Annotated in this window: 22 protein-coding genes and 1 pseudogene; 14 read left to right on the top strand and 9 right to left on the bottom strand. The window is 67.0% G+C overall.

The genetic code is table 11. The annotated features are described in order from the left end of the window. Positions 1 to 11: 11 nt before the first annotated feature. Positions 12 to 1,157 carry an ROK family transcriptional regulator gene (locus Aple_RS10350; RefSeq protein ID WP_170321386.1) on the top strand — a complete coding sequence of 382 codons (1,146 nt, stop codon included), beginning with the start codon at positions 12 to 14 and terminating at the stop codon, positions 1,155 to 1,157. An 89-nt stretch (positions 1,158 to 1,246) separates the two neighbouring features. On the opposite strand, the gene Aple_RS52760 is transcribed toward Aple_RS10350, so the two are convergent. Together Aple_RS52760 and Aple_RS10340 are read right to left on the bottom strand one after the other, a co-directional pair. Further along, positions 1,247 to 1,531 carry a hypothetical protein gene (locus Aple_RS52760; RefSeq protein WP_155344288.1) on the bottom strand — a complete coding sequence of 95 codons (285 nt, stop codon included), beginning with the start codon at positions 1,529 to 1,531 and terminating at the stop codon, positions 1,247 to 1,249. 550 nt (positions 1,532 to 2,081) lie between these two features. Beyond that, positions 2,082 to 2,309, bottom strand: coding sequence for a hypothetical protein (locus Aple_RS10340; RefSeq protein ID WP_155344287.1), 228 nt, complete (start codon positions 2,307 to 2,309; stop codon positions 2,082 to 2,084). A 278-nt stretch (positions 2,310 to 2,587) separates the two neighbouring features. Between Aple_RS10340 and Aple_RS53155 the strand changes: the two genes are divergently transcribed. The 4 genes from Aple_RS53155 (at position 2,588) to Aple_RS10325 (ending at position 6,975) form a co-directional block, all read left to right on the top strand. Further along, complete coding sequence (locus Aple_RS53155) at positions 2,588 to 2,872, top strand: hypothetical protein (RefSeq protein WP_218038229.1); 285 nt, start codon at positions 2,588 to 2,590, stop codon at positions 2,870 to 2,872. Next, complete coding sequence (locus Aple_RS10335; protein ID WP_246264344.1) at positions 2,860 to 3,366, top strand: integrase core domain-containing protein; 507 nt, start codon at positions 2,860 to 2,862, stop codon at positions 3,364 to 3,366. Before Aple_RS53155 ends, Aple_RS10335 begins: the two co-directional genes overlap by 13 nt. A gap of 245 nt (positions 3,367 to 3,611) precedes the next feature. After that, the gene (locus tag Aple_RS10330) at positions 3,612 to 6,299 is read left to right on the top strand and encodes a helix-turn-helix transcriptional regulator (RefSeq protein ID WP_155344286.1); all 2,688 of its coding nucleotides are present in this window, start codon (positions 3,612 to 3,614) and stop codon (positions 6,297 to 6,299) included. Positions 6,300 to 6,606: 307 nt separating this feature from the next. Then, positions 6,607 to 6,975: a hypothetical protein gene (locus tag Aple_RS10325; protein ID WP_155344285.1), complete on the top strand. Its 369-nt coding sequence runs from the start codon at positions 6,607 to 6,609 to the stop codon at positions 6,973 to 6,975. A 205-nt stretch (positions 6,976 to 7,180) separates the two neighbouring features. Here Aple_RS10325 and Aple_RS56615 read toward each other — a convergent pair. Further along, a pseudogene (locus Aple_RS56615) lies at positions 7,181 to 7,348 on the bottom strand (IS701 family transposase); the annotation flags it as partial. Positions 7,349 to 7,457: 109 nt separating this feature from the next. Between Aple_RS56615 and Aple_RS53150 the strand changes: the two are divergent. After that, positions 7,458 to 7,676 (top strand): hypothetical protein, encoded by a 219-nt coding sequence (locus Aple_RS53150; protein WP_218038227.1) that lies wholly within the window; start codon positions 7,458 to 7,460, stop codon positions 7,674 to 7,676. Positions 7,677 to 8,066: 390 nt separating this feature from the next. Here the strand turns inward: Aple_RS53150 and Aple_RS10315 are convergent, their stop codons facing one another. Next, a complete protein-coding gene (locus Aple_RS10315; protein WP_155344284.1) occupies positions 8,067 to 8,654 on the bottom strand; it encodes a hypothetical protein in 588 nt (195 codons plus the stop codon). A 344-nt stretch (positions 8,655 to 8,998) separates the two neighbouring features. Here Aple_RS10315 and Aple_RS10310 point away from each other — a divergent pair, with 344 nt between their 5' ends. From Aple_RS10310 to Aple_RS10280, 7 genes are all read left to right on the top strand, one after another. After that, positions 8,999 to 9,256, top strand: coding sequence for an SRPBCC family protein (locus Aple_RS10310; protein ID WP_218038226.1), 258 nt, complete (start codon positions 8,999 to 9,001; stop codon positions 9,254 to 9,256). A gap of 70 nt (positions 9,257 to 9,326) precedes the next feature. Further along, on the top strand, positions 9,327 to 9,905 hold the full coding sequence (locus Aple_RS10305; protein ID WP_155344283.1) for a dihydrofolate reductase family protein: 579 nt from the start codon (positions 9,327 to 9,329) through the stop codon (positions 9,903 to 9,905). A gap of 200 nt (positions 9,906 to 10,105) precedes the next feature. Next, positions 10,106 to 10,837: a DsbA family protein gene (locus Aple_RS10300; protein ID WP_218038225.1), complete on the top strand. Its 732-nt coding sequence runs from the start codon at positions 10,106 to 10,108 to the stop codon at positions 10,835 to 10,837. 13 nt (positions 10,838 to 10,850) lie between these two features. Further along, a complete protein-coding gene (locus Aple_RS10295; RefSeq protein ID WP_155344282.1) occupies positions 10,851 to 11,465 on the top strand; it encodes a vitamin K epoxide reductase family protein in 615 nt (204 codons plus the stop codon). Positions 11,466 to 11,711: 246 nt separating this feature from the next. Further along, positions 11,712 to 13,052, top strand: a complete 1,341-nt coding sequence (locus Aple_RS10290; RefSeq protein ID WP_155344281.1) for a GTPase — start codon at positions 11,712 to 11,714, stop codon at positions 13,050 to 13,052. Further along, positions 13,049 to 14,761, top strand: coding sequence for a dynamin family protein (locus Aple_RS10285; RefSeq protein WP_170321385.1), 1,713 nt, complete (start codon positions 13,049 to 13,051; stop codon positions 14,759 to 14,761). The genes Aple_RS10290 and Aple_RS10285 overlap by 4 nt, the downstream gene beginning before the upstream one ends. Next, positions 14,745 to 17,066: an Hsp70 family protein gene (locus tag Aple_RS10280; protein ID WP_155344280.1), complete on the top strand. Its 2,322-nt coding sequence runs from the start codon at positions 14,745 to 14,747 to the stop codon at positions 17,064 to 17,066. Before Aple_RS10285 ends, Aple_RS10280 begins: the two co-directional genes overlap by 17 nt. A gap of 38 nt (positions 17,067 to 17,104) precedes the next feature. Here the strand turns inward: Aple_RS10280 and Aple_RS10275 are convergent, their stop codons facing one another. The 4 genes from Aple_RS10275 to Aple_RS10260 form a co-directional block, all read right to left on the bottom strand. After that, on the bottom strand, positions 17,105 to 18,409 hold the full coding sequence (locus Aple_RS10275; RefSeq protein WP_155344279.1) for a phosphoribosyltransferase: 1,305 nt from the start codon (positions 18,407 to 18,409) through the stop codon (positions 17,105 to 17,107). A gap of 132 nt (positions 18,410 to 18,541) precedes the next feature. Beyond that, positions 18,542 to 18,988: a sigma-70 family RNA polymerase sigma factor family protein gene (locus tag Aple_RS10270; protein WP_155344278.1), complete on the bottom strand. Its 447-nt coding sequence runs from the start codon at positions 18,986 to 18,988 to the stop codon at positions 18,542 to 18,544. A gap of 2 nt (positions 18,989 to 18,990) precedes the next feature. Beyond that, entirely contained in the window at positions 18,991 to 19,887 is an 897-nt protein-coding gene (locus Aple_RS10265; protein ID WP_155344277.1) for an RNA polymerase sigma-70 factor, read from the bottom strand. Between the two features lie 169 nt (positions 19,888 to 20,056). Then, positions 20,057 to 20,812 (bottom strand): SDR family oxidoreductase, encoded by a 756-nt coding sequence (locus Aple_RS10260; protein ID WP_155344276.1) that lies wholly within the window; start codon positions 20,810 to 20,812, stop codon positions 20,057 to 20,059. 195 nt (positions 20,813 to 21,007) lie between these two features. Here Aple_RS10260 and Aple_RS10255 point away from each other — a divergent pair, with 195 nt between their 5' ends. Next, positions 21,008 to 22,528: an apolipoprotein N-acyltransferase gene (locus tag Aple_RS10255; RefSeq protein WP_155344275.1), complete on the top strand. Its 1,521-nt coding sequence runs from the start codon at positions 21,008 to 21,010 to the stop codon at positions 22,526 to 22,528. Here Aple_RS10255 and Aple_RS10250 read toward each other — a convergent pair. Further along, positions 22,439 to 23,590, bottom strand: a complete 1,152-nt coding sequence (locus Aple_RS10250; RefSeq protein WP_155344274.1) for an MFS transporter — start codon at positions 23,588 to 23,590, stop codon at positions 22,439 to 22,441. The two genes, Aple_RS10255 and Aple_RS10250, sit on opposite strands and share 90 nt — an antisense overlap. Positions 23,591 to 23,699: the final 109 nt, after the last annotated feature.

The following is a 23,699-nucleotide window of genomic DNA, read 5'->3' as shown; positions in this document are numbered from 1 at the left end:
GGAGGACTCCAGTGGCGGCACTTGATCCGAAGGCGATGCGCCAGGCCAACGCGGACACCGTGCTGGGCACCCTCTACGAGCACTCGGTCGTCTCGCTGGCCCAGCTCAGCGCCCGTACCGGCCTGTCCAGGCGGACCGTCGAACTCATCCTCGCCGACCTCGAGGAGCGAGACTGGATCCAAACCCACCCGCCCGACCCGCAGGCCAACGGCCGGGGCCGCCCCGCCCGGCTGTTCTCCTTCCGCGACGACGCCGGCATGGTCCTCGGCGTCGACATCGCGCACGGCCACTGCGCGGCCGCCGTCGCCGACCTGCGCGGCGTCGAACTCGCCCGGCGGGTGCTCCCCGTCCACGGCGAACCGGGCAGGGCCGAACGCCTGGCCCTGGCCCGCGAGGCCATCGCACAGGCCCTCGGCGCGGTCGGCCTGCGCCCCGGCCAGATCGGCGCGGTCGGCGTCGCCACCCCCGGCAACGTGGACGACCAGGGCATGGTCGCCGTCCGCCTGTCCATGCGCGACTGGATGGGCGTCCGGCTCGGCGCGGAGTTCGCCGCCGACTTCAGCTGCCCCATCCACGTCGAGAATGACGCCAAACTCGCCGCGCTGGCCGAGCTCCGCGAAGGCGCCACCCCCGGCGCCGACCACATGCTCTGGCTCATGCTCGAAGGCCGCAACAACGGCCTCGGCATCGTCGTCAACGGCACCCCCTTCCGCGGCGTCGACGGCGCCGCCGGCGAGATCTTCTGGGCCAAAGCCCTCGGCCTCGACGACCTCATGACCTCCCCCCTGATCGGCCTCGGCCGCCTCCAACCCGAACCCCGACGCGCCGAGGCCACCGCCCTGCTCACCCGAGCCCACACCGGCGACCCCACCGCCCTCGCCGAAGTACACCGCTTCGCCGCCATCCTCACCCGCGCCCTGTCCACCCTCAGCTGGATGCTGGCCCCCCGCCACATCGTCCTGGGCGGCTCCCTCACCTGGGCCTTCGGAGACCTGCTCACCACCACCGTCAAATCCCTGCTGACCGACGCACCCCCGTTCGTCACCGTCCACCACTCCGCCCTCGGCGACTCGGCCGTCATCCGCGGCACCATCCACACCGCCCTGGACCACTTCGACTGGACCACCACGACACCGGTCCGCTTAACCCCTCGGTGAACCGGTTCGGCCGCTGGTTCAGATCACGGCGTGCTGGAGTCAGCGCTGCGGAGGAGATGGAAAGTCGGAGCGAGGGTGTCGGGTGCGGCTCACTGCTGCTGGGGGTTTGGGTGGGAGTGAATTTTCTTCGAAGCCGACGCCTTTACAAAGTAGATCAATACTGGCCAGGTTTGAGGAGGACGTTTTGAGAGTGTATGAGTCTTTGGTGCCTGCACGCCCGTGAGGATTTCCGGAAACCGGTTGACGCTCGTGGCGGCCCTTGCGCAGGCCGCTCCGCTGCGCGCCGGACCGGCCCGATCACCGATCCAGAACAGATTATCGATCTCAACATACGCCGACGAGACCGGCTCGGAGCCCTGCACGAATACCTGCATGCCACTTGAACTGCATCGGCAAGCGCAGAGCCACGACCGCCCGCTCTGGGGCGAAACCAACCCCGCGCAGAGTCTTGCAATAGCAGCCACCCCGCCTATGGGCTCTGCCCCTGCCGGTAATATCATCCGCGCAGCTCACCCGGCTTACCGGTTCCTCCGGGCGTGCACCCCCGATCCGCCTGTCGAACAACGGCCAAACGCGACAGGATGATCGTTACTGCGCGAGTGGTCCGCCACGATCGTCTCGGCGGACTGATCCACGGGGTATACCCAGGTCGCATAAAGTGACACGATTCTCGGCACCTACACGCGGCGCAGTCCATAAGATGACGGCGGGGCGTGCCATATGGCAGCGCCGTGTGCTCGAGGCGCTCAGATACAATGCGCCGTCCGTCCTGACGAGGCCGTGAACGGCGAAGTAGACGATCAGCAGTTCGGTGGCCGTCTCCATGACGGCGGCGACGTGTATCGGCCCGTTCCCGTGAGCGCGCGTGCTTTCAATGCCATCCGGAGCGTGGCCGACCTCGACGGTCAACCATACGGCTACGGTTCAGCGCACTCTCTTGACCGGCACCCCGCCGGGCGTGTCCTGGTTCGGCAGCAGGTACGTGGCGACCGCCTGCACGACGACGCCCACGAGAGCGATCGCTATCTGCTTGTCGAACTCGCCCGCATTGATCCAGTTGACTGCCACCGCCCCGCTGGCCGTGACGAGCATCGCCCACCACTTGTTCGTGGGCCGCCATGTCTTCTGCGTCGTTGGGATCTCGGTACTCATTTGAGCGATCTCCATCAGCCTGGCGAAGCCGCCGAGAGACCTCGCTTTCTGCGGAGGGTAGCCCCCACTGGCTGCGCTCGCCCCAGGGTGCGACCTAGGGACTTCCCTAGGTCCGTTTCCATCGCGTCGGGCAGATCCCTCAGGCAGTCGCGTCGCGAGTGCCTGAGCGTGCCGGAAATGGTGTCACGGGGTCTGACCTGCGGTATCGGCACGCCGCTTCGTTCGTGATTCGGCTGCGAGATAGAGGTCGGCCTGGCACCGTGAGTAGTTGTGGCCCTATGTCTGTTTACCTGATTCTGCTTCGCGTGTTCGGCTGGCTGGCCCTGCTCCCCCGTTCCGAGGCGGCCAAGAACGCAGAAATCCTCCTCCTGCGCCACCAGGTCGCCGTCCTGCAACGGCAGGTGATGACGCCACGGCTGTCCTGGGCCGACCGGGCCCTGCTGTCCGGGCTGACCCGGCTACTGCCCACCCCGCATCGTCGCTGGCTACGTCTGATCATCACCCCGTCGACTTCTTCCATATCGCCAACGCGTTCCTGCGCCGGTTGTATGTGCTGTTCGTGATCGAGCACGGCACCCGGCGGGTCCACCTGGCCGGTATCACCGCCCACCCCACCGGCGCCTGGGCCGTGCAACAGGCCCGCAACCTACTCATGGACCTGCAGGAACATATCAGTGCGCAGGCGTGGAGGTTCCTGATCCACGATCGTGACGCGAAATACACCGTGGCCTTCGATGCGGTGTTCACCGCGATCGGCATGCGCACGATCCTCATCCCAGTACGGGCGCCGAAAGCGAACACCATCGCCGAACGATGGATCCTGAGCCTCCGGCGCGAGTGCCTGGACCGGATACTCATCGTCGGGCCGCAGCATCTGCACGCCATCCTGACCGAATATATCGATCATTACAACGGCCACCGACCGCACCGGACGCTAAATCAAACACCGCCGAACGGGCCAGCAGCCCGTCTACCGGTAACCCATCCGGGCACCGCACGAGTGCTCCGCCACGATCGTCTCGGCGGACTGATCCACGAGTATTGCCAGGTTGCATAAGGTGACACAGTTCTCGGCACCGACAGGCTGGGATTGCCGTGCTTGGAGTTCCAATTGTTTCCCACCGGGTGTCACCGACCCGCCGGCGTATTTCCCTTGGCGTGAGTCAGATTTCTAAGCAATCCGATGTCATAGGCCGCTAAGTTGCACCTACGGGGGCACCTCAGGGTGAGACTCAGGGATTTCCCCCATAAGAGGGTCGCCGCGACCTAGGCGCAGCACAAACCTCCAGCGACGATGAGCCAATGGTTACAACGTTCGTGGGACGGTCCGGCGAACTGGACAGGCTCGCTGAAATTCTTGAACATGTCAGGGCAGGCCATCCGCGCCTGGTTCTCGTGGACGGCACCGCCGGCATCGGCAAGACCACTCTGGTGCGGCGTTTCCTGTCCGGCCATCCCGACCTCACGGTGCTCAATGCCAGCGGGGATGAGACTGAGATCTTGCTCCCTTATGGCGTTTTGGCTCAACTCATCGAAGAGCCGTGCCCGGCTGAACGCGACGCGATCACGGCAGGGGTGGAGTTGCTGGAGCGGCTGGGGCAGCTCCAGAGCGGCGGCCCGCTCGCGGTGATCCTGGATGACACGCAGTGGGCCGACACGCCCTCACTCCAGGCCGTGACGTTCGCCCTGCGCCGTCTGCGGGCCGACCAGGTTCTGGCGGTGATCATCGCCCGGGAGCTGTCCGCCTCTGCGATCCCCACTGGTTTGCGCAAACTGCTAGATGACGAGCGGACCGTGCATATGCGCATCAGTGGCCTGCCACCCTCGGCTTTGCGGGTGCTCGGCCGTGGCGTCGGAGGGCTGTCGTTGAGCGGTGCCGCCGCTCAACGCCTGCGATCCTTCACCGGTGGCAACCCTCTGCACGCGCGTGAACTCATGGAATACCTGCCAGCGGAGGTTCTCAACGATCTCACTCGGCCGTTGCCTGCCCCCTTCAACTACGCCTCCCTCGTGCTTGCCCGGTTGGCCACCTGCGGCCCGGTGGTTCGTGACTTCGTGGCGGCGGCCAGCATCCTGTCCACGCCCTGCCTCCTCGACCAGGTCGCCACGCTCGCCGAGACCGAGCCCTTGGCCGCGCTCGATGAGGCGATCCAGAAGGGACTACTGGAGGAACGGCACACCAGGCACGGGCTGCGGGTGGCCTTCCCGCATCCCCTGACCCAGGCTGCGGTCTACCAAGGGTTGGGGGTGGCAGCCCGGCACAGGTGGCACGCGCGGGCCGCCGAACTGGCCGCAACCGACCTGGAACGCTTTCACCATCGCGTGCGCGCCACAACCGGTCCCGCCCCAGAACTGTCCGCCGAGCTGGCCGCCTTCGCCCAGCAGGAACAGCGGGCCGGCCTGTGGTCCAATGCCAGCACGCACCTGATGCACGCCGCCCAGTTCGTCCAGGACACCCGTCAACGCTCGCGCCTGATTGGTGAGGCGATCGGCACGCTGGTTCATGCGGGCCGGGTCAAGGAGGCGGCCGGACTTATCGAGGTGTTGCCGGAGGAGTGCCCGCCGGAGGTGCGCTTTTTCGCCCATGGCGTGCTCGCCCAGATCCAAGGGCGCAGTCAGGAGGCCATACGGTTGCTGATCGAGGCGTGGAACCGGACTGACCCGGCGGCCCACCCGGTGCTGGCGGTTCGCACGGCAGAGCAGCTGGCCATAGTGACAATGATGACCGGGAACAGCGCACAGGCGCTGGTGTGGGCCGAACGGGCGCTGACCGGCGAGGTAGCGGGCTTCGACACCGGGATCGTCCGCGGCGTGCAGGTCATCTCCTTGGCCCTGATCGGTGCCCCCGACGAGGCGCTGGAGATGACCGCGCATCTGCCCCCGGCAGCGACCGGCAGCCGGGAGGATCGGGACCTGCTGATCGGTCGAGCCACGATAAAGATATGGGTCGGTGATCTCGATGGCGCAATCGCCGATCTCACCGGCCTGCTCCGCTGCGCCGACCAGCTCTCCTCCTTCCAACAGGTTGTCGCCCACGGCCACCTCGGCAACGCCTGGCACCTGGTCGGGGAATGGGACAACGCGATGGTGCACGGGGAGATCTCGACCGTCCTCGCGCAAGAGGCGGATCAGCTCTGGATGGCCGGCGGCACGCACGCGCTGGCAGCCCTGGTCCCCGCCAAGCGCGGCGAATGGGCCACCGCGGAGAACCACGTGTCGGAGGGGTGGCGAACGTGCGGGGAAATCTCCACCTCGCGGTTCTTCATGGCGGTTGCCGAGGCGTGGCTGGCCACCTCCAGAAACGATCCGGCCCGGGTCATCCGCGCGCTCGCCCCCCTGCTGGATCTTGAACATAGGGACGGAGTGGACGAGCCCGGATCATTCGACTGGTATGACCTGCTCAGCGACGCCTACCTCGCCTGCGGCGAGCCCGCACAGGCGCAAGCCGTCTTGGCACCGTTCGAGCAGCGGGCGCTAACTTGCGGCCGCGATACCTCGCTGATCCGGGTCTTCCGCGCGAAAGGGAATCTACTCGCCCAGCAGGGGGATTTCGACGGTGCTGTGACGGCGTTCGAGCAGGGTGCAGACTACGCCGGTCGTGCGCGTGTGCCCTTCGACAAGGCGCGGCTGGATCTGGATTACGGGTGTTTCCTGCGGCGGCATGGATCGCGAAACGCGGCGGCGGACCGGTTGACAGCCGCGCAGCAGATCTTCCGAAGGCTGCGCGCCATCCCCTACCTCGAACACTGCGAACGCGAGCTGGCCGGATGCGGCCGAACGGCGCCCAGAAGAGCGCGCCAGTGGGACTTGACCGGCCGCGAGCTGGCGGTAGCCAGACTTGTGGCCACCGGACGAGGTAACCAGCAGGTCGGCCATGAACTGATGATCAGCGTGAAGACGGTCGAACACCACCTCAGTCAGGTCTTCGCCAAACTGGGCGTCACCAACCGAGCCGAACTCGCCGCCCGCTTCGCCGGCCACGAAGCCTGAGAACCCCTCCGGGCACGCCCCTGGGTGCGAAGGCTGAATATTAGAAAGCCGGATCGCTGCTTTCGGCCCGCGGCCCGGCGACGCTGCCTCTTGTGCGCCGAACGCTATTGCGCGGCTCATCGACTCGAAGCATCCCGACCAGAGGAATTGCCGAAGACCGCGCCGCTATCGGCCAGCCCGGCCGTCCTGTATCCGGGACAGCCGTTCGGAGCCGGGGGTTTCTCTAGGCCCGTCCCTGAGGCGCCCATCGACCCCTAATGCTCATCCTCACAGTAAGACAGGCTGCACGAAGAGGATGGAGTAGCTCATGACCGTGCACATCGATTGGAAGCAGCTGGAAAACAGCGAGCGGTTGCCCGCAGGAGATCAGATAACCCTCAAGATCAGCGACTACGACGAGGACGACGTCACGCAGTTCCGGCTCCGGGCGGGCGGCGCAGTCAACTGGTGGAAGGGAATAGAGATCAAGAACTCGGGCGGCCAGGTTGTCGCCTGGTGTGAGTCGACGGCACCGCAAATAGGTGTCGCGGAGATCGAGTGGGACGATATCGAAGGCGGCAAAATCATCCTCTGGAAAGCGGGTGTCTTCGGCATCCACACGCCCTACTACGACCTCGACGTCGACGATCACATCAAGGAAAAGAAGCTCGTCTTTCGGTGGACAGCCGACCGCTGACGCGGGCTGATCACATAGAAGTGGCCACCTTCGGGGGAGGTGTGCACTTTCTCGATCAACCTGGGATTTGAGCAGTCCATCACAGAACAGGGCTGCCAATGGCCGGGCGCATTTCAACGGCCGAATACCGTCGCCCCCTCTCCTGAGAGGACTACGCGAGAACGTCTCGACGCGGGGTTAGACGAGGTTAGTAGGGCAGCCGCACTTATTGATCTCTGAGGCGTCTTCGCTGGTAGTGGCTTCGTCGGGCGCGGATTTGATGGCGTAGCCGCCAGGTTGACCAGTGCCGGATGTGGGCTTCGTCGATGGGCGGCCGGGTCAGCAGCGCGAACAAGCGGCGCATCTCATTGGCGGGGATCGCAACGAGGTGATCGCCGTGCGTTGCCGCTGGTGGGCTGTCGGGTCCGAAAACCCGGATTCGGGGTTGTGACCTGCAATGTTGTCGCGCAGTCAGGATGGTCCGTCTGGCAGGATCGCGACTCGTGTTTGTCTCGCTGCTCTATCTCTCGCTGGTTCGGCTCGGCCAGTTCTTGCTGTTGCGGCTGTGTAGCGACACCGGTAAGGACGTCGAGATCATCGTTCTGCGCCATCGACTTGCCGTGCTGCGCCGCCAGACCGGTCCGATGCGCCGGCGGACCGGGCGCTGCTGGCGGTGCTGTCCCGGCTGCTGCCCCGGATCCGGTGGCCGGCCTTCGTCGTGACCCCGGCCACGCTCTTGCGCTGGCACCGCGACATGGTCCGACGAAAGTGGACTTATCCGCAGCGCCGCCCGGGCCGTCCACCAAATCTCCAACGAGATCCGCGCACTCATCCTCCGCCTGGCAGCCGAGAACCCGACATGGGGGCATCGGCGCATTCACGGGGAGCTGATCGGCCTGGGCTACAAACTGGCCCCCAGCACCGTGTGGCTGATCTTGAAGAAGGCCGGTGTCGATCCAGCGCCGATCCGGGCCGAGTTGGAAGCAGTTCCTTGCCGCGCAGGCCAAGACGATGCTGGCCTGTGGCTATGTAGGTGAGAACGGGCACCACTGTGATGCTCAGTTGTCCTGTGTCATCGAACCTTGAGCACGTGTCATCGGAGTTTGAGTGAATCAAGTGCTGTCTGGTCGTGAACGTAGGATCTGAGCGGCGCCGTAGGAGATTGCGGCGTCATGTTCGTCCGTAAGCCGCTCCCAGATCTGCTTCGGCCCGTGTCCGGCCTCGATCATGGAGTCGATGAGGTGTTGGACGGGATCGATCATTGATGGACGACGTGGCAGTGGTTTCCGGGGGCGAGGTTCGGGGTTGTCCAGGGCGGCTCGGACGGTCCGCCAGGTGACTCGATGCTTTTTGACCAGTGCTCTCATGGAGAGTGGCTCGGTTTCGGCGTCGTGCCGGATGCGCTGGTAGAGCTCGGCCTTGTTCATGCGCTTCGGTTTGGGAGCCGCGTGGCGCTTGCGGGGTTTGTGTGGGCTGGCGTCGGTCAGGGCGCGTTGCAGGATTTCTGGGGAGCGTCCGGTCAGGGCGGCGAGTCGTTCGATGCGTGGCCTGCCGAACCAGTTCGGGGAGCCGGTGAGGAAACCGCGCCAGCAAGCGATTCGATTTCCCAATGGCTCGCCCCGATGCTCGTCCTGTCCGCGCGCCCAGCCACGACCGCATATGTAACCGTCCGCAAGACAGGCGATGGCCCACTCCCCCACTGCCTACCCGCAGACAGCGCCCGTGCCCGGGATGCCGGTGGCGACGACCACGTACCTGTTCAGCCAAGACCATTCACAGACGGCGTGGGTGTCCCGCTCGGCACCGCCGCAGTGCAGTACCACCAGGCGTGTTGGTTACTGGTGGGGCCGGTCCCTACTTTGAGGCGTCTTCGATTTTTTTCTGTGGTGATGTCGGGTGGCGTCGAGCCCGTTCGTAGCCAAGGCGAGAGGCCGGCAAGGGGCCGGTCACCGCTCACCGGAGGTCCATGATGTCCGTCATTCAGACGCGACGGGCGCGCCTAGGGCGGGAGGCCCGAGATGAGATGACAAGGAGCGTGCACACCGTGGACCAGGAGAACGTGAACGCCACCCTGACTGTCGCCGCGCCCGCCGCGCGGGTGTTCGCGGTGCTGGCGGACCCGACGACCCATGCTTCGATCGATGGCACCGGCTGGGTTCAGGAAGCTGTCGACCAGGCGCCGCTGACCGAGGTGGGGCAGATTTTCCGGATGGACATGCATCACGCCAAGCATCCAGACGGGGACTACAAGACGGCCAACAACTCGCTGCACCACCTGGCCGAGCTTGTCTCCGATAGGTGATGTCGTCGACCAAGCCGTGGTTTCCAATCTGGATCCACACACCCGATCAACCGAATTCGAGGAGAACATCATGACCGCTACCTACACTTTCGACGTCTTTACCAGCCTCGACGGCTTCGGCGCCCACAGCGGCGACTGGGGCGGCTACTGGGGCAAGCAAGGCCCCGAGCTGCTCGACCACCGCCTCGCCTTGTACGACCAGGAGCAGCGGATGGTCTTCGGAGCCAACACGTATCGGGCGCTCGCGCAGATGCTGGCCTCGAGCACCGGGGAGTCCGAGGCCCGTGACCCATGGGTCACCCGGATGGGGAACCTGCCGGCAACGGTGGTGTCGGCCACACTGGAAGGACCCTTCGGCTGGCCGGACGCGACCGTCGTGAGCGGCGACGCCGTCGACATCGTCGCCCGGCTCAAGGAGGAGTCCGAGGTGCCGTTGCGCTCGCACGGCAGCCTGTCGCTGAACCGGGCGCTGATGGCCGCCGGTCTGGTCGACCTCGTCCAGGTGACGCTCTTCCCTGTGATCACCGGTCAGACCGGAGCGGACCCGATCTTCCAGGGTGGGGCCGACTTCGACCTCGAGCTGATCGAGAGCCGGACGCTCGACGGCCACACCCAAGAGCTCCTCTACCGGCCCACCCTTCATGTCTGAGTCGTAGACCTCCACGACGTGTCGAGGGAGGCGGTGCGCCCCGGCTTATGTCGTCCGTATTCGACGTACGGTAGAAGTTCTACGTGATGTAGAAGTTCAGGCCGCATCGAACGAGGAGTCATGGGCGAACAGTCCCCATGCCCGGAAAGACCGGCATTCGCGACTCCAGGCCAGGGCCACCCCACGACGAAAGAGGCGACGTGTCGGATCTGAGAGACCACGGGCAGGCCCCCAAGGCCAAAATCCAAGCGATGCGCGAGCAGGAGAAGCGCACACTCTCGCGGCGCAAGAACGTGACGATCTCGCTGACGGTGATCGGCGTGTTCGCCATCGTGCTGGCCGTGGTGTTCGCCGTCAACCGGGTCTCCGGCTCGAAGCCGGCGGATCTGGCGGCCGGGGAGTCACGTCTCGTGCGCGCCGACAGCCACAAACTGTCGGTCGCCGCCGACGGCAAGGTGACCCTGGTGGAGTTCCTCGACTTCGAGTGCGAGGCCTGCCGGGAGGCCTTCCCCGTGGTGGAGGACCTACGCGAGCAGTACGCCGGGAAGGTCACCTTCGTGGCCCGCTACTTCCCGATACCCAGCCACTTCAACGCCGAACGCGCCGCCCGCGCCGTCGAGGCCGCCGCCCAGCAGGGCAAGTTCGACGCCATGTACCAGCGCATGTACCAGACCCAGAGCCAGTGGGGCGAGAAGAAGGTCCCGGCCGACGTGGTCTTCCGCGGCTTGGCCCAGGGGCTCGGCCTGGACATGACGGCCTGGGAGAAGGCCTACAACGACCCCGCCACCCTGGCACGGGTCAAGAAGGACGTCGCCGACGGGCAGGCCCTGGGCGTGGGCGGCACGCCGACGTTCTTCCTCAACGGCGAAAAGTTCCAGCCCCAGACCTCCGACGACTTCAAGACGGCCATCGATGCGGCCCTCGCCGGCTGAGCCGCTCCCCGAGATGGCCACACTCAACGCGTCCAACGTGCGACTCGCCGATCCGGCCGGGACGCAGGATCCGTTCCCGCGCCTGCTGCCCTGGCTGCTCACCATCGGCGGGCTGTTCGGGCTGGCGGCGGCCTTCACCCTGGCGGTGGAGAAGATCGCCCTGCTGAAGGACCCGTCCTACGTGCCGACCTGCAGCCTCAACCCCGTGCTGTCCTGCGGTTCGGTCATGAGCACCCCGCAGGCCGAGGCGTTCGGCTTCCCCAACCCGCTGCTGGGCATCGCCTCCTTCGCCATCCTGGTGACCGTCGGCGTGGTACTGGTGACGGGCGCGCGACCGCCCCGCTGGTTCTGGCTGGGCCTGCAGGCCGGCGTCACCTTCGGCGCGGTGTTCGTGCACTGGTTGATCTACCAGAGCCTGTACGTCATCGGCGCGCTGTGCCCGTACTGCATGGTCGTCTGGGCGGTCACCATCCCGCTCTTCTGGTACGTCACCCTGCACAACCTGCGGCGGCGGCCGATGGCGCGGGCCATCATCGGCTACCACGCGGTGCCGCTCACGATCTGGTTCCTGACGGTCGTCACAGCGATCGGCATCAGGTTCTGGTCCTACTGGAGCACCCTGCTGTAACCCCACACCGAATTCAGCCCGTACTGGGGGGGTTATTGTCCGCATGCGTGTTGAATATCCCTAACGACGTCGAGCGCGGCATATAATCGCTAAAGAGGCCTTCGACTTTCTGGGGATTTCCCTAGTATATTTATTCTTGTGGTGGTTTATGCCGACGAGAAAGAGCAGGTCGCGGCGCTACTCGGCGAAGTAGGTGCCCGGTCGGGTCATGAAAAGACCGCAAGATGCGCGAAAGACTTGGCGAGCATGCTTGACCGGCCGCTGCGGGCGGCCATCGTCGGTGATGTCAACGTCGGCAAGTCCACGTTGGTCAACGCGCTGCTGCGGCATCGGATCGTGGTCACCCATCATGCCGAGAACACCGCGTGGAACTGGTGGTTTCAGGCGGCCGGGCCGGATGGCCCGAGGATCAGGGTGATCCGCCGCGATCGGCCGGGCGAGGACACGTACAAGATCACGGATTCGGCTGAGGTGGCCGCGCTGCCCGCCGCCTCGGTCGAGAAAGTGATCGCCGAGCTTGACGAACCGGTCCTGGCCGACCTGACGATCATCGATACCCCGGGACTGCACTCACAGGTTCAGGAGAACTCGGGCCGGACCGCGGACCTGCTGGGTGTTCATCCACGAGGAGAGCAGGAGACGCTCGCCGGCGTGGGTAAGGCCGACGTCCTGATCTACGTCAGCGATCAGTTACCGGGAAGCAGTGACGCCGAGCGGATCGCCGGCGGGTTCCGGCGGCTGGGCGTGGGATCCATCAAGACGCCGGTCGACATCCTGCTGGTCTTCGCCCAGGTGGACAAGTTGGGGTTCAAATCCCAGAATCCTCTGGCGCGGGCCGCCGAGATCGCCGCCGCGCACCGCCCCGAATGGGAGTCGGTGGCGTGGAACGTCAAGCCGGTCATCGCCCAGCTCGCGCAGACGGCCCGCTGCGGCGTGCTCGACGCTTCCCTGCTCGGAGCCCTGCGGAAACTGGCCGCCCTGCCGAAGGGGCGCGAGGCCGCGTGCAGATCAGTGGACATGCTGGTCAGAAGACTGAACACCCAGGTGGACGAGTCTGGCGCGAAGGACCTCTGGCAGAACCTGCTGCCGTACGGCCTGAGCCTCGGGTTCGCCCTCGCCGACCGGGGCGAACTGACGGCGGAGAACCTCGCGGCCGCCCTGGAGAAGGCCAGCGGCATCGCCGCGCTCGAGAGCGTCATCAACGACATCTTTCGCCGACGCCAAGGTCTGCTGCGGTCCGCGATCGCCATGCGGCGCCTTTCGCACGCGGCCTTCGCGGACGGCGACACCCGGACTCTCTCCAGAATCGAAGACATGTACGCCTCCGCGTACGGGCGAGAGCTCCGCGACCTCAACGATCTGCGCACGGCGAGCGACCAGAACACGCCGCTGCGACCAGGCCAACGCGAGGAACTCCGCGTGCTGTTCTCCGGCGACTACGCGGGAACGCCCGGCGAGGCCGCCAAGGCGGCGGTGCGCTGGTTGCGTCCGGCGAACGTCCCCGGCACTCCCCCGGTGCTTCGCACGCTCGCCCTCCACGCCGCGGCGGCCTATGGGCGTCTGGCCGAGTCAAAGGAGTCACGGTGACGAACAGCTCTCCTCAGATGGATCACGTCCAAGCCGTCCGGCGACTCGCCGTAACCGCGGGGCTCATGGTGGCCGCCGACGATATCGACCGGGCCGCGGCGGCGGTCGACGCCGCCATCACGGCGGTATTCGCGGGTGATCGCAGCGTCGGCAAGTCCTGCCTGATCAACGCGCTCGTCGAGCATGCCGGGCTGCTCCCGGTCCATGACGATGTGGCGAGCAACGTCGAAGTGAAGGTGGGCTGGGCGGGGTCGCCCGGGGACGCCGCGGCGACGGTCAGCTTTCAGGATCGGGACGAGCCCCTGCGGATCGGCCTGGACGAGATCGCCTCCTACGCGGGAGAGCAGGCCAATCCCGCCAATCGGCTGCGGGTCCAGCGGATCGACGTCCTGCTCCGCCACCGGCTGCTGCTCGACGGGCTCGTCCTGGTTGACACTCCGGGCGGCGGCGGGCTGGTGGCAACCCATGGCGAGCTCATGCGCGCGGCCGCCAAGTCAGCTGACATCCTGGTCATGGTGGTCGACGCGCAGCGTCCGGTCTCCCAGCCGGTCCTGGATTTCGCGCGGGAGACGACCGATGACGAACGCCCGGTCGTCTTCGTCTTCCAGCGCAGCGACGCGGCCGGGCTCAGCGCCGCCAGCAGCCGCGAGGACTCCAGAAGCCGCCTGTCGAAGGTGTCGCCCCGCCTGGGGGAGGCACCCCTCCTCCTGACCTCCGCGCTTCTCGCCGAGACCCTGGACGAGGACGACGCCGAACTGCGTGCGGAACTGCTTGCGGAAAGTGGTATCCCGCTCCTGCGGGAGACGTTGCTGGAGCTCATCCCGAAGGTCCGCGAGATACGCCGGGGCGAGTTGCGCAAGGTGCTGACCGGAGTGCTCGATCTGCTCGCGGAACGCGAGACGACCCAGATCCGCGCCGCCGACGACCCGACCCAGGGATACCGGAAGATCGCCCGCGAGCTGGAGGGCTACGAGGCGATCAGCCTTCCGGCCGACCTTCTCAAGCGGCTTGACGAGGCCGCGCTCAAACAGCGGATTCACGAACGAGCCGATCACGCCCACGCGATCCTCACCAACGAGGCCGCGCGCATCGGCGGCCATTCCGATATCGAAGTCCTGGAGAACCGGATCACTCAGGTCTACGCCGAGGAATGGCAGGCGCAGGCCAAACTCGTCCACGACCGGATCGTGATGGCGATGGCCGACCTCATCGGCGATTTTTCCGAGCAGGCGGCCGCCAATCCGGGCTCTCTCCAGGGCACCGAACTTCGCCCGATGGAACGGACGTACACCACCAAGGTCGCATTCGATGATGTCCTCGATGAGAGCGAGCGGTTCCTGAAGCGCGTCACCAAGGTCGACGCCTGGACCCAGGTAGTGAGCAAGGTACCGCGCGCGTTGTTCAACGCTCACCAGAAGGCCAAAGACAAGCGCCGGCGCGACGCCAAAGAATATCTCGACAACGCCAAGACCATCTACCGGGCCGATCTCATCACCGCGAATGAGAACTACATCCACCAGGAGATCCGCGCCGCCGACGGCGAGCTGAAAAGGCGGCTCAAGGAGCGCGTCCAGGACGCCCGCGAACGGCTCCGCCTCACCGAGCGTCCCCCGACCGACGCCGAACTCGGCCGGGCCAGGGAGCACCTGAAGACCATCGAAGGCCTCAGGTCCCGGATCGAGGGAAGAAACGATGCCGACCCGTCGTGAGTCGGTCCGGCGATACCCGTGCCTCGGCGTCGATTTCGGAACCTCCGGCTGCGCGGCGGCCGTCGACACCGGCAGCGGTCCGGTACCTCTGACGTTCCCTGTCGACGGCTCCTACCCCTCGGCGGCGCTCTGGTCGCCCCACGGGTGGATCTCCGGAGCCGACGCCCTCGCCCGGGTGGAGAGCGGGCAGGGGCAGGGCATCCGCTCGCCCAAGCTGATGCTCGCCCATGATCCGCGCGCCCCGCTGCCGGTCATCACCGGCGACGGCGGGGTCGAACTGTTCTCCTTACCGACGGTGATCGCCGCCGTCTTCGGTACGGCCTTCGCCCGGTGCGCCGAGCTGTACGGAACCCCGGCCAGCGTGGTCCTCACCCATCCCGCGTCCTGGACGGCCGGCGGCCCTCAACTCGAAGTCCTGCGCGAGGCCGCCCGGCTGGCCGGGCACGACCAAGTGGAGTGGTGCAGCGAACCCGAGGCCGTCGCCCGCGGCATGGCCGGGGTCATCCAGGACGGCGAGGTCGTCGCCTGTTACGACCTGGGCGGAGGCACCTGCGAACTCTCGATCCAGCAACGCACCGAGAACGGCTGGAAGGCCCTCGCCCAGAGCGCCTCGCTGCGCGTCGGTGGCGAGGATTTCGACGCGAGCCTGTTGGATCTGGTCGTGACGAGGATCGGCGAGAAAGGTCCCAGGCTCAACGAGGAACTCGAGCGCTACCACGAATACCTGGCCGGCGAGGAAACCGGCACAGAGCCGAACTTCGCCCTGGTCAGCGCGCTGATTCATGGCGTTCGCGCGGCCAAGCACCAGCTTTCCACGAGCTCCCGGGCATCGGTCATCGTGCCCCAGCCCATCAGCGCCCAGACCGCTCTGTCGCGGGCCGATGTGGACCGGATCGGCACGGCGCTGCTGGAGGAGAGCATCCGCTCACTCACCCAGCTCACCGGTCAGGCCGGCGTGGCCGTCCAGAATCTCACGGTCCTGGTCTCGGGGCAGGCCGCACAGGTGCCCATTGTCACGGACCTGTTGGTCCGGGCGGGCTTCGCCGTACGGCGGGTGCCGGAGCCGAAGACCGTGGTGGCCGTGGGAGCGGCATGGGTGAATCCGCCCCCGCCGCCCGCACCTCCGCCGCCGCCTCCGCCCGAGCCGAAGATGACCGTGCTCGTCGAGGTGGAAGACGCGTACAGCACGCTGATCGACGCCGTCTGGCACCAGGACGGCAAGGAACTCTTCTGCTACCTGCTGGACAAGGTCGGCAAGCGGCTCCGCGTCGTCACCAGCCAGGGCCGGCAGTACAGCTCGGCGGTGGACGTGGACGAGGTCGTCCGGATGAGCGCGGGCCGGGCGGGGGTCGCCGTCCTGGGCCGGAGGACGGCTTGGATCACCAGCACCCGGTTGGTGTTCAGCCAGAAGATTTTCAACGTCGACTTCGTCGACGCCTTCTCGGGGGCCGACAGGTTCTGGCTGGTCTGGCAGAGCCGTGAATACGAAACCGGCTTCATGCGCTCGCGTTACCGTGTCCTGCCGCGCGTCGAGATCCACAACTCCGTCTGCGATGAGGTCGGCCAGGCCAGGCTCCCGGATGCCGTCGACTGGCAGGACACACCCGACGGGGAGTTCAACCCGCCCTGGGGGCGATTCAGCCTTCGAGGCGGCGTCAATGGGGACCAGCTCGCGTGCCTCCTCGCCGAGTTCGCCCGATCGGGCACCCTGAACTGGGAGGTCAGCAGCCGTCAGATCATCCGTACTGTCGATCGAGATGCGAAGGTCGCGCCCAAGGCGGTGCAGAAGGACGCCCCGCTGACCGCGAGCTATTGGAAAGCGGCGAGTACCGCGAGTGCCTTCGTCGTGGCGTGGAACTACACCCGCAGCGGGCATGACTGGCTGTGGATCGACACGAAGAAGGAAGCTCACGACATCGGTTACCCCTCGGACGTCATCTTCCGGGATCACCCCGACACCGGGCCGCTCGCCCTGTGTACCTATCCCAAAGAGCCGAAACTGCGGATCTTCCGGATCAATGTCCATTCTGACACGGCCGAGCAGGCTGATTTCTGGAACAGCCCGTTGCTGCGTGAGATTGACGCCGGCGCGGGACAGTTGTGGGTCACCACGACCGAATACCGGCGCAGCCGAATCACCCGGAAGGCGGTTACCTGGCCGAACTTCGACTCCCTCGCCGATCGGTTCGGCATCTCCTCGATCGTGCCGTTGGCGGATCACGACGGAACCGTGTGGGCGATCGTCCGCAAAGGCGGCCGGACTCTCATCGTCGCGCTTCCGTCGCCGCCCGGATGCGCGGATTAGGCGCGACATCGTCGGCGAGCCGCGGACCGGCCGCCCGCTCAACCCAAGTGGCCGATGAACCAGTCGCGCGCGAGTTCCGCGACGGCGTCGAGCGCGCCGGGCTCGGTGAACAGGTGGGTGGCGCCGGGGACGATCTGGAGCCGGTTCTCGCAGCGTAGCCGTCTCTGTGCCGCCCGGTTGAGGTCGAGGGTCGCGTTGTCGTCGCCGCCCACGATCAGGAGCGTCGCCGCCCGGACGCCGGGGAGCCGTGGTCCGGCCAGATCGGGGCGCCCGCCGCGGGAGACGACGGCGGCCACCTCGTTGCCCGGTTCCGCCGCCGCCCACAGCGCGGCCGCCGCTCCTGTGCTGGCCCCGAAGTAGCCCATGGGCAGCCCCGTCGCGTTCGGCTGGCCGGACAGCCAGCCGGCCACTCGCGCGAGCCGTCCAGCGAGCAGTTCAATGTCGAAAACGTTGCGCCGTTCGAACTCCTCCTCCGGGGTGAGCAGGTCGAACAGCAGTGTCGCCAGACCGGCATGGTTGAGGATCGAAGCCACATACTGATTGCGAGGGCTGTGCCGGCTGCTGCCGCTGCCATGGACGAACACCACAACGCCCGTGGTCTTCTCCGGGACGATGAACTGGCCGGGCAGCCGGACCCTCCCGGCGTCCACCTGGACGTCACCGGTGGGTCCGGGCGGGCCGGCCGCGTTCTTGTCTCGCTCGCCCTCAAGGGACGCGGCCCGGCGAAGGAATCCGACTACCTGCTCGTCCGAGTTCTGCGCGAAATTGACGTACCACGAGCCGATCGCGTGAAAGTGGGTGGGGGTCTCCAAGCAGATGACCTCGTCGGCGTCCTTCCGGAGACTCGCGATCGTGTCCGGTGGTCCCACCGGAACCGCCAGCACCACCCGCGAGGCACCGCGAGCGCGAACGACCTGGCAGGCCGCCCGTGCCGTCCCGCCGGTGGCGATCCCGTCGTCCACCACGATCACCGTGCGGCCGGCGAGATCTATCGGGACCCGGTCACCGCGGAAGCGGTGCGCACGACGGTCGAGATCGAGCCGCTCACGCTCCTCCACCATGGTCATCTCCGCCTGGGTGAGTTCGGCCAGCCGGACAATCTCGCGATTGACGACACGTACCCCACCCTCACCAATGGCACCGAATCCCAGCTCCGGCTGAAACGGCACACCAAGCTTGCGGACCACGATTACATCCAGAGGAACACCCAGAACCTGAGCCACCTCGAACGCCACCGGCACTCCACCCCTGGGCAAACCCAGAACGACCGCATTCTCGGCCCCGATGAGCTCATGTACGCGCTCGGCCAGACGCACACCCGCATCATGACGATCGACGAACATTTCAATCCCCCGACGCTGCTCGGCAGCGTCGTGCGCACCCTGCCGAGAAGCTGCCCCAACTCACTAATTCTCAACATCGATCGGAAGACCACGTCGGCGGTAGGGCCAAAAGTCCTCGTATCTGGACGGCGCTCAGCTGTGGTGCCAACTGCGAAGTTTGTCAGGGTTGAGCACCACCCACACGTGGGTGATCTTCTCGTTCCGCACCTGGAAACTGACGACCGCGGAGACGACTGAAGCGTGTCGCAACACCAGGCCGGTCTTGCCGTTCACCGATCGCAGGGTGGCTTCCAGCGCGGGCTGATGCGACAACGCGCCGAGCATGAAGTGCGCGGTGCGGTCCGCGCCTCGAATGGGATGCAGGGCGGTGCGAACCTTCCCGCCGCCGTCACTCAGCGTGATGGCGTACGGATCGAGCAGCGAAATCAGAGCATTGACATCGCCGGTCTCGCAAGCCGACCAGAAAGCGGTGACGACGCGGTGATGTTCTTGCGGCGTCGCCTGCCGCGGGCGGCGGATACGGCGGCGGGCGAAGGCGGCGAGGTTCCGGTACATCTCGCCGAACGGCGACGCGAACATCCCTAGCGGGCCATGGCTGTGAGCTTCGACGGATTCATCATCCACAGCACTCGGTCGATACCGTTCGAGGTGGCGCTCACGGTGACCACGGCGAACACGTCCCCGTCACGGGACAGGCGCATCGCGGCACAGCCGTTGGCCTCGACGGGCTCCACCGTTACTCCGGACCAGAACGTGCCGGCGAACGCGTGCACGAACTTCGCCACGCGGTGACGGCCCACGACCGGGAACTTCGACGCCCGAACGGCGCCTCCGCCGTCGGAGTAGGAGATGACGTCCTCGGCGAAAAGCTCCTCCAATGCAGCCACGTTTCCTGACCGCGCGGCCGCCACGAACGCGGTCAGGAACCGTTTCTGCTCGGAGGCGGCGACATTCGCGCGTTTCTCCGCGGTCAGGTGCTTTCGCGCGCGGCTGACCAGCTGGCGCACGTTCGCCGGCGTGTGCCCGATGATCTCGGCGATCTCCTCGTAGGAGTATCCGAACGCCTCCCGAAGCACGTACGACGCGCGCTCGGTGGGGGTGAGCCTCTCCAGCAACATCAGTACCGCGACTTCAAGGGCCTCCGCGCGCTCGGCGCCCAGCGCCGGGTCGGCGGTGGTGTCGACCGGCTCCGGCAGCCACGGACCGACATAGGTCTCCCGGCGTACCCGCGCCGATTGCAGGACGTTGATCGCGAGCCGGGTCGTCGTCGTGGCGAGAAACGCCTCCGCGTTCCGTACGGTGGCCCGATCGTAGGTCTGCCACTGGATCCACACCTCCTGAAGCAGGTCATCGGCTTCGCTCACGCTGCCCAGCATGCGGTAGGCGATCCCGAACAAGCGCCCACGCGCCGCCTGGAACAACGCCTCTGCCTCCGGGAGGCCGCCGGAGTCCGCCGCAGAGGTGTTGTTCGACTGCATCGTTGGTGGTCCTTGCTGGTCGACGAGCGTTCCCGCCGTTGAGATCTCCTGGGGAATCGGAGGTTCCCCAGTCCGGTTGACCTGCGGTGAAGGGTCGCGCAACGATTGTGGCACCCCGGGTCTCACGACAACGATCATCTCGCCTTCCGCGTTGGGCCGTGGGGACGCGCTACTCGCCGGTTGGGATCCGGCCCGGCCAGTCGGCGTACCGGATCTCGCCGAGGATCGCCTCACCCGCCGGCACGAGGCTTCCGTTGGCCAGCTCGCTGCCGAAGTAGCGCGCGTGCGGGTCCGTGACCACCTCGCGCGGGTCGTGCCACGCCGCCAGAGCGTCCCGGAAGAACACGTCCATCCGGAACTGCTCGGGCCCGGCCACGTCGACCCTGCCGTTCAATGGCGACCCCACCGCGATCCTGCCGACCGCCTGGGCGACCTCGTCACCCGCGATGGGCTGGAAGAGCACCGGAGGCATCCGGACCGTCCCGCCATCGGTGCCCGCGTCGGCGATGCTCCGGGCGAACTCGAAGAACTGCGTGGCGTGCAGGATGGAATACGGAATCGACGAGCCCTCGATCAGCTTCTCCTGGGCGATCTTCGCCCGGAAGTAGCCGTTGCCGGGCAGCCGCTCCGTTCCCACCACCGACAGCGCGACATGGTGACCGACGCCCGCCACCGCCTCAGCCGCGAGCAGGTTGCGGGTGGAGGTCTCGAAGAACTCCAGCACCGCGGCGTCCTCGAACGACGGCGAGTTCGACAAGTCGATCACCACAGCCGCCCCGGCCAGCACATCGGCGAGCCCTTCACCGGTGAGAGTGTTGACACCGGTGTTCGGCGACGCCGCGACCGCCTCGTGACCGTGCTCACCGAGCTTGGCCACGACCTTCGACCCGATCAGGCCGGTACCACCGATTACCACGATCTTCATGACAAGCCTTCCTGTCCGCCGGGGCATCGATCGCCATCCGGTCGCCAGCTAAGACAGGACAGCCTCCCGGCCTGTGACAGCGACGACGAAAGATTTCCTCGGACCGCAGGGCCTCACCTGGGAAGGGTGTTCCCTACCTGCGGTTCGGGGGTGTGCAGGATGGGGAGCGGGGACCGAGGCTCCTAGATTCGCCGCATGAATCGGCTGACGCGATGGACCGTGCTCGTGGCCGGAACCGCCCTGTCGCTCGTGGCCGCGCACGGCCGGTGGGAGGTGGCCGGGGCGGCCTGGGTCTACCTGATCCTGCTGTTACGGTTCTCCCGCACCAGCCGGGTGTTGCCCGCGCTGGGCGGGATCGCGCTTGCCACCATGGTGGCCACCACGTTCTGGCTCTATGAGAGCGGGCTGCCGGTGTTGAGTCCGGTGTTGCTGCTCTCCCTGGTCATGGCCCTGGTGACCGTGCTGCCGTACCTGCTGGACCGGCTGTTGGCGGCTCGCCTGCCCGGCGCGTGGGCCACGCTGGTGTTCCCGGCGGGGGTGGTCGGCGTGGAGTACGCGCTGGCGAGTCTGAGCCCGGTCGGCAACATCCTGAGTTCGCTGGCCGCCACCCAGCACGACAACCTCCCGCTGCTCCAGCTCGTCTCGGTGACCGGCGGCTACGGCGTCAGCTTCCTCATCGCCTGGTTCGCCGCCGTCGGCAATCACCTGTGGCAGGACGGGTTCACCTGGCGGCGGGTGGCGCCCTTCGGGGCCGTCCTGGTGCTGGTGCTCGTCGGCGGCAGCATGCGCCTGGCCTTCGCGGCGCCGGCTCATGAGAGCGTGCGGGTGGCAGGGGTCAGCCCGGCCCGCTCGGCCCTGGAGGAGTCCAAGAGAGCCCGCAACGGCTTCCCCTCCCCCGAACGGCTCGCCCGCGCGGACCCCCGCGTGGTCCGGCAGGTGTTCGCCCCCGTCAACGATTCGCTCTTGGCCGCCACCGAACGGGAGGCGAACGCCGGGGCCGAGATCGTGGTCTGGCCGGAGGCGGGCGGCGCGGCGCGCGAGGCCGATCGGCGGCGGCTGATCGACCAGATCGCGGCGATCGCCGTCAGGACCGGCGCCTATGTGAATGCCGGACTGATCGTGATCACGAGCACGTCGCCGTACATGCGAAACGAGACGGTACTCGTCGATCCCACGGGGCACGCCCGATGGACGTACGAGAAAGCCCGTCCAGTGCCGGGCATGGATCCGATCGACCCCGGGAACGGCCGGGTGCCGACCGCGGACACTCCCTTCGGCCGCCTGGCCAACGTCATCTGCTTCGACGCCGACTTCCCCGCCCTGATGAGACAGGCCGCCGACGTGGACCTGATGCTGGTGCCGTCCAACGACTGGTACGGCTTCGGCACCGCCCACACCGAGAAGGCGGCCATCCGAGCGGTGGAGAACGGCTACTCGCTGATTCGCCAGGCCAGCAACGGCCTGGCCGCCGTCTTCGACCCGCGAGGCCGGATGCTCACCTCAGCCGACTACTTCACCGTCACCCAGCAGACGATGACCGCGTACGTGCCCGTCGCGGGTTCTCCGACGCCGTACGCGCGGATCGGTGACGTGTTCGCCTGGCTCTGTCTCGGCGGGCTGGCCGTCCTAGCGGGCGTGGCCATGCGTAGACCCTCGTCGCAGCCGCCCCGCCCCGATGATCGTGAACGCGCACGCTCCGGCGACCACGAGGAATGAGATCGGCAGGGACGTCACGTCGGCGATCATGCCGATGGCCGCAGGGGTGATCAGCCCGGCGCCGTAGGCGATGGTGGCCACACCGGCGATCTGCTGCGCGGGACGTGGCCCGGCGTTCCCCGCCGCGGTGAAGGCGAGAGGGACGATCACCGCGACCCCCAGCCCGATCAAAGCGAACCCGGAGATCGCCGGCACCGGGTCCCGCGCCACCACCACGGTCAGCGCCCCGGTCACCGCCAGGACTCCCGCCGTCCGTACGGTCGCCACCGGCCCGAAACGATCGACGATCCGGTCTCCCGCCAACCGCGCGATCGCCATCGTCGCGCCGAACCCCGTGACCGCGGCGGCCGCGACCCACGCGTCCGCCCCTGTCACGTCCGTGAGATAGATGGCCGCCCAGTCGAGCCCGGACAGTTCACCGAACGCCGCGCAGAAGGCGACCAACGCGATCAGCGACACGGCTTTGGACGGCAACGCGAAGTGCGGCCCCGCGTCGGGCTCCCGATCCGGCAAGTCGAGGAGTGCGCGCCCGGCCGACACCGCGATCATCACGAGCACCGGCGCGACGATGCCGAAGTGGACCCGCGCGTCCAGACCGGCGTGCGCCGCCAGGATGCCGATCGCGGAACCGAGCAGTGTCCCGATGCTCCACATGCCGTGCAGTCCCGACATGATCGACTTCGCCAGCCGCTGTTCGATCATCACCCCCTGCTCGTTCATCGCGACGTCGGCCAGGCCACCGGTGGCCCCGTACACGACCATGGCGGCCCCGAGCAGCACGGGACTCGTCGCGAGCGCCGGCAGGATCAGCGCCAGGCACCAGCACACCATCAGCAACGGGGTGGCGACCCGGCTCGGGAACCGGTGACTGATCAGCCCCGAGAACTGCATGGCCGACAACGACCCGACCGCCGCGAACAACAACGCCAGCCCCAGCCCGCCCGGATCGGTCCCGAGCCGGTCGGCGATCCACGGCAACCGGGTGGCGAAACTGCCGGTCACTGACCCGTGAACCGCGAACATGACGGAGACCGCGACCCGCGCCGCCCGAACCCTGTCCACCAGACCCCCTTCGCCCCCTTTGGACGAGGGGTGGTGACACCCTAGACGGTGTTTGAGAAGCGGTGATACCGGTCGGCGAGCACGCCCCCGCGCGGAGGTGCCGTTCGCG

The organism is Acrocarpospora pleiomorpha (assembly GCF_009687885.1).
Lineage (GTDB): Bacteria > Actinomycetota > Actinomycetes > Streptosporangiales > Streptosporangiaceae > Acrocarpospora > Acrocarpospora pleiomorpha.
The sequence above is the reverse complement of the archived record's forward strand: the minus strand, read 5'-3'. Positions and strand labels throughout refer to the sequence as shown.

Excerpts from the sequence above, each read along its gene's own strand:
- Aple_RS10295 (WP_155344282.1), top strand. The coding sequence starts at position 10,851 with ATGGCCACACTCAACGCGTCCAACGTGCGACTCGCCGATCCGGCCGGG.
- Aple_RS10280 (WP_155344280.1), top strand. The coding sequence starts at position 14,745 with ATGCCGACCCGTCGTGAGTCGGTCCGGCGATACCCGTGCCTCGGCGTC.
- Aple_RS10305 (WP_155344283.1), top strand. The coding sequence starts at position 9,327 with ATGACCGCTACCTACACTTTCGACGTCTTTACCAGCCTCGACGGCTTC.
- Aple_RS10340 (WP_155344287.1), bottom strand. The coding sequence starts at position 2,309 with ATGAGTACCGAGATCCCAACGACGCAGAAGACATGGCGGCCCACGAAC.
- Aple_RS53155 (WP_218038229.1), top strand. The coding sequence starts at position 2,588 with ATGTCTGTTTACCTGATTCTGCTTCGCGTGTTCGGCTGGCTGGCCCTG.
- Aple_RS10255 (WP_155344275.1), top strand. The coding sequence starts at position 21,008 with ATGAATCGGCTGACGCGATGGACCGTGCTCGTGGCCGGAACCGCCCTG.
- Aple_RS10275 (WP_155344279.1), bottom strand. The coding sequence starts at position 18,409 with ATGTTCGTCGATCGTCATGATGCGGGTGTGCGTCTGGCCGAGCGCGTA.
- Aple_RS10290 (WP_155344281.1), top strand. The coding sequence starts at position 11,712 with ATGCTTGACCGGCCGCTGCGGGCGGCCATCGTCGGTGATGTCAACGTC.
- Aple_RS10270 (WP_155344278.1), bottom strand. The coding sequence starts at position 18,988 with ATGTTCGCGTCGCCGTTCGGCGAGATGTACCGGAACCTCGCCGCCTTC.
- Aple_RS10265 (WP_155344277.1), bottom strand. The coding sequence starts at position 19,887 with ATGCAGTCGAACAACACCTCTGCGGCGGACTCCGGCGGCCTCCCGGAG.
- Aple_RS10325 (WP_155344285.1), top strand. The coding sequence starts at position 6,607 with ATGACCGTGCACATCGATTGGAAGCAGCTGGAAAACAGCGAGCGGTTG.
- Aple_RS10260 (WP_155344276.1), bottom strand. The coding sequence starts at position 20,812 with ATGAAGATCGTGGTAATCGGTGGTACCGGCCTGATCGGGTCGAAGGTC.
- Aple_RS52760 (WP_155344288.1), bottom strand. The coding sequence starts at position 1,531 with ATGCAGGTATTCGTGCAGGGCTCCGAGCCGGTCTCGTCGGCGTATGTT.
- Aple_RS10330 (WP_155344286.1), top strand. The coding sequence starts at position 3,612 with ATGGTTACAACGTTCGTGGGACGGTCCGGCGAACTGGACAGGCTCGCT.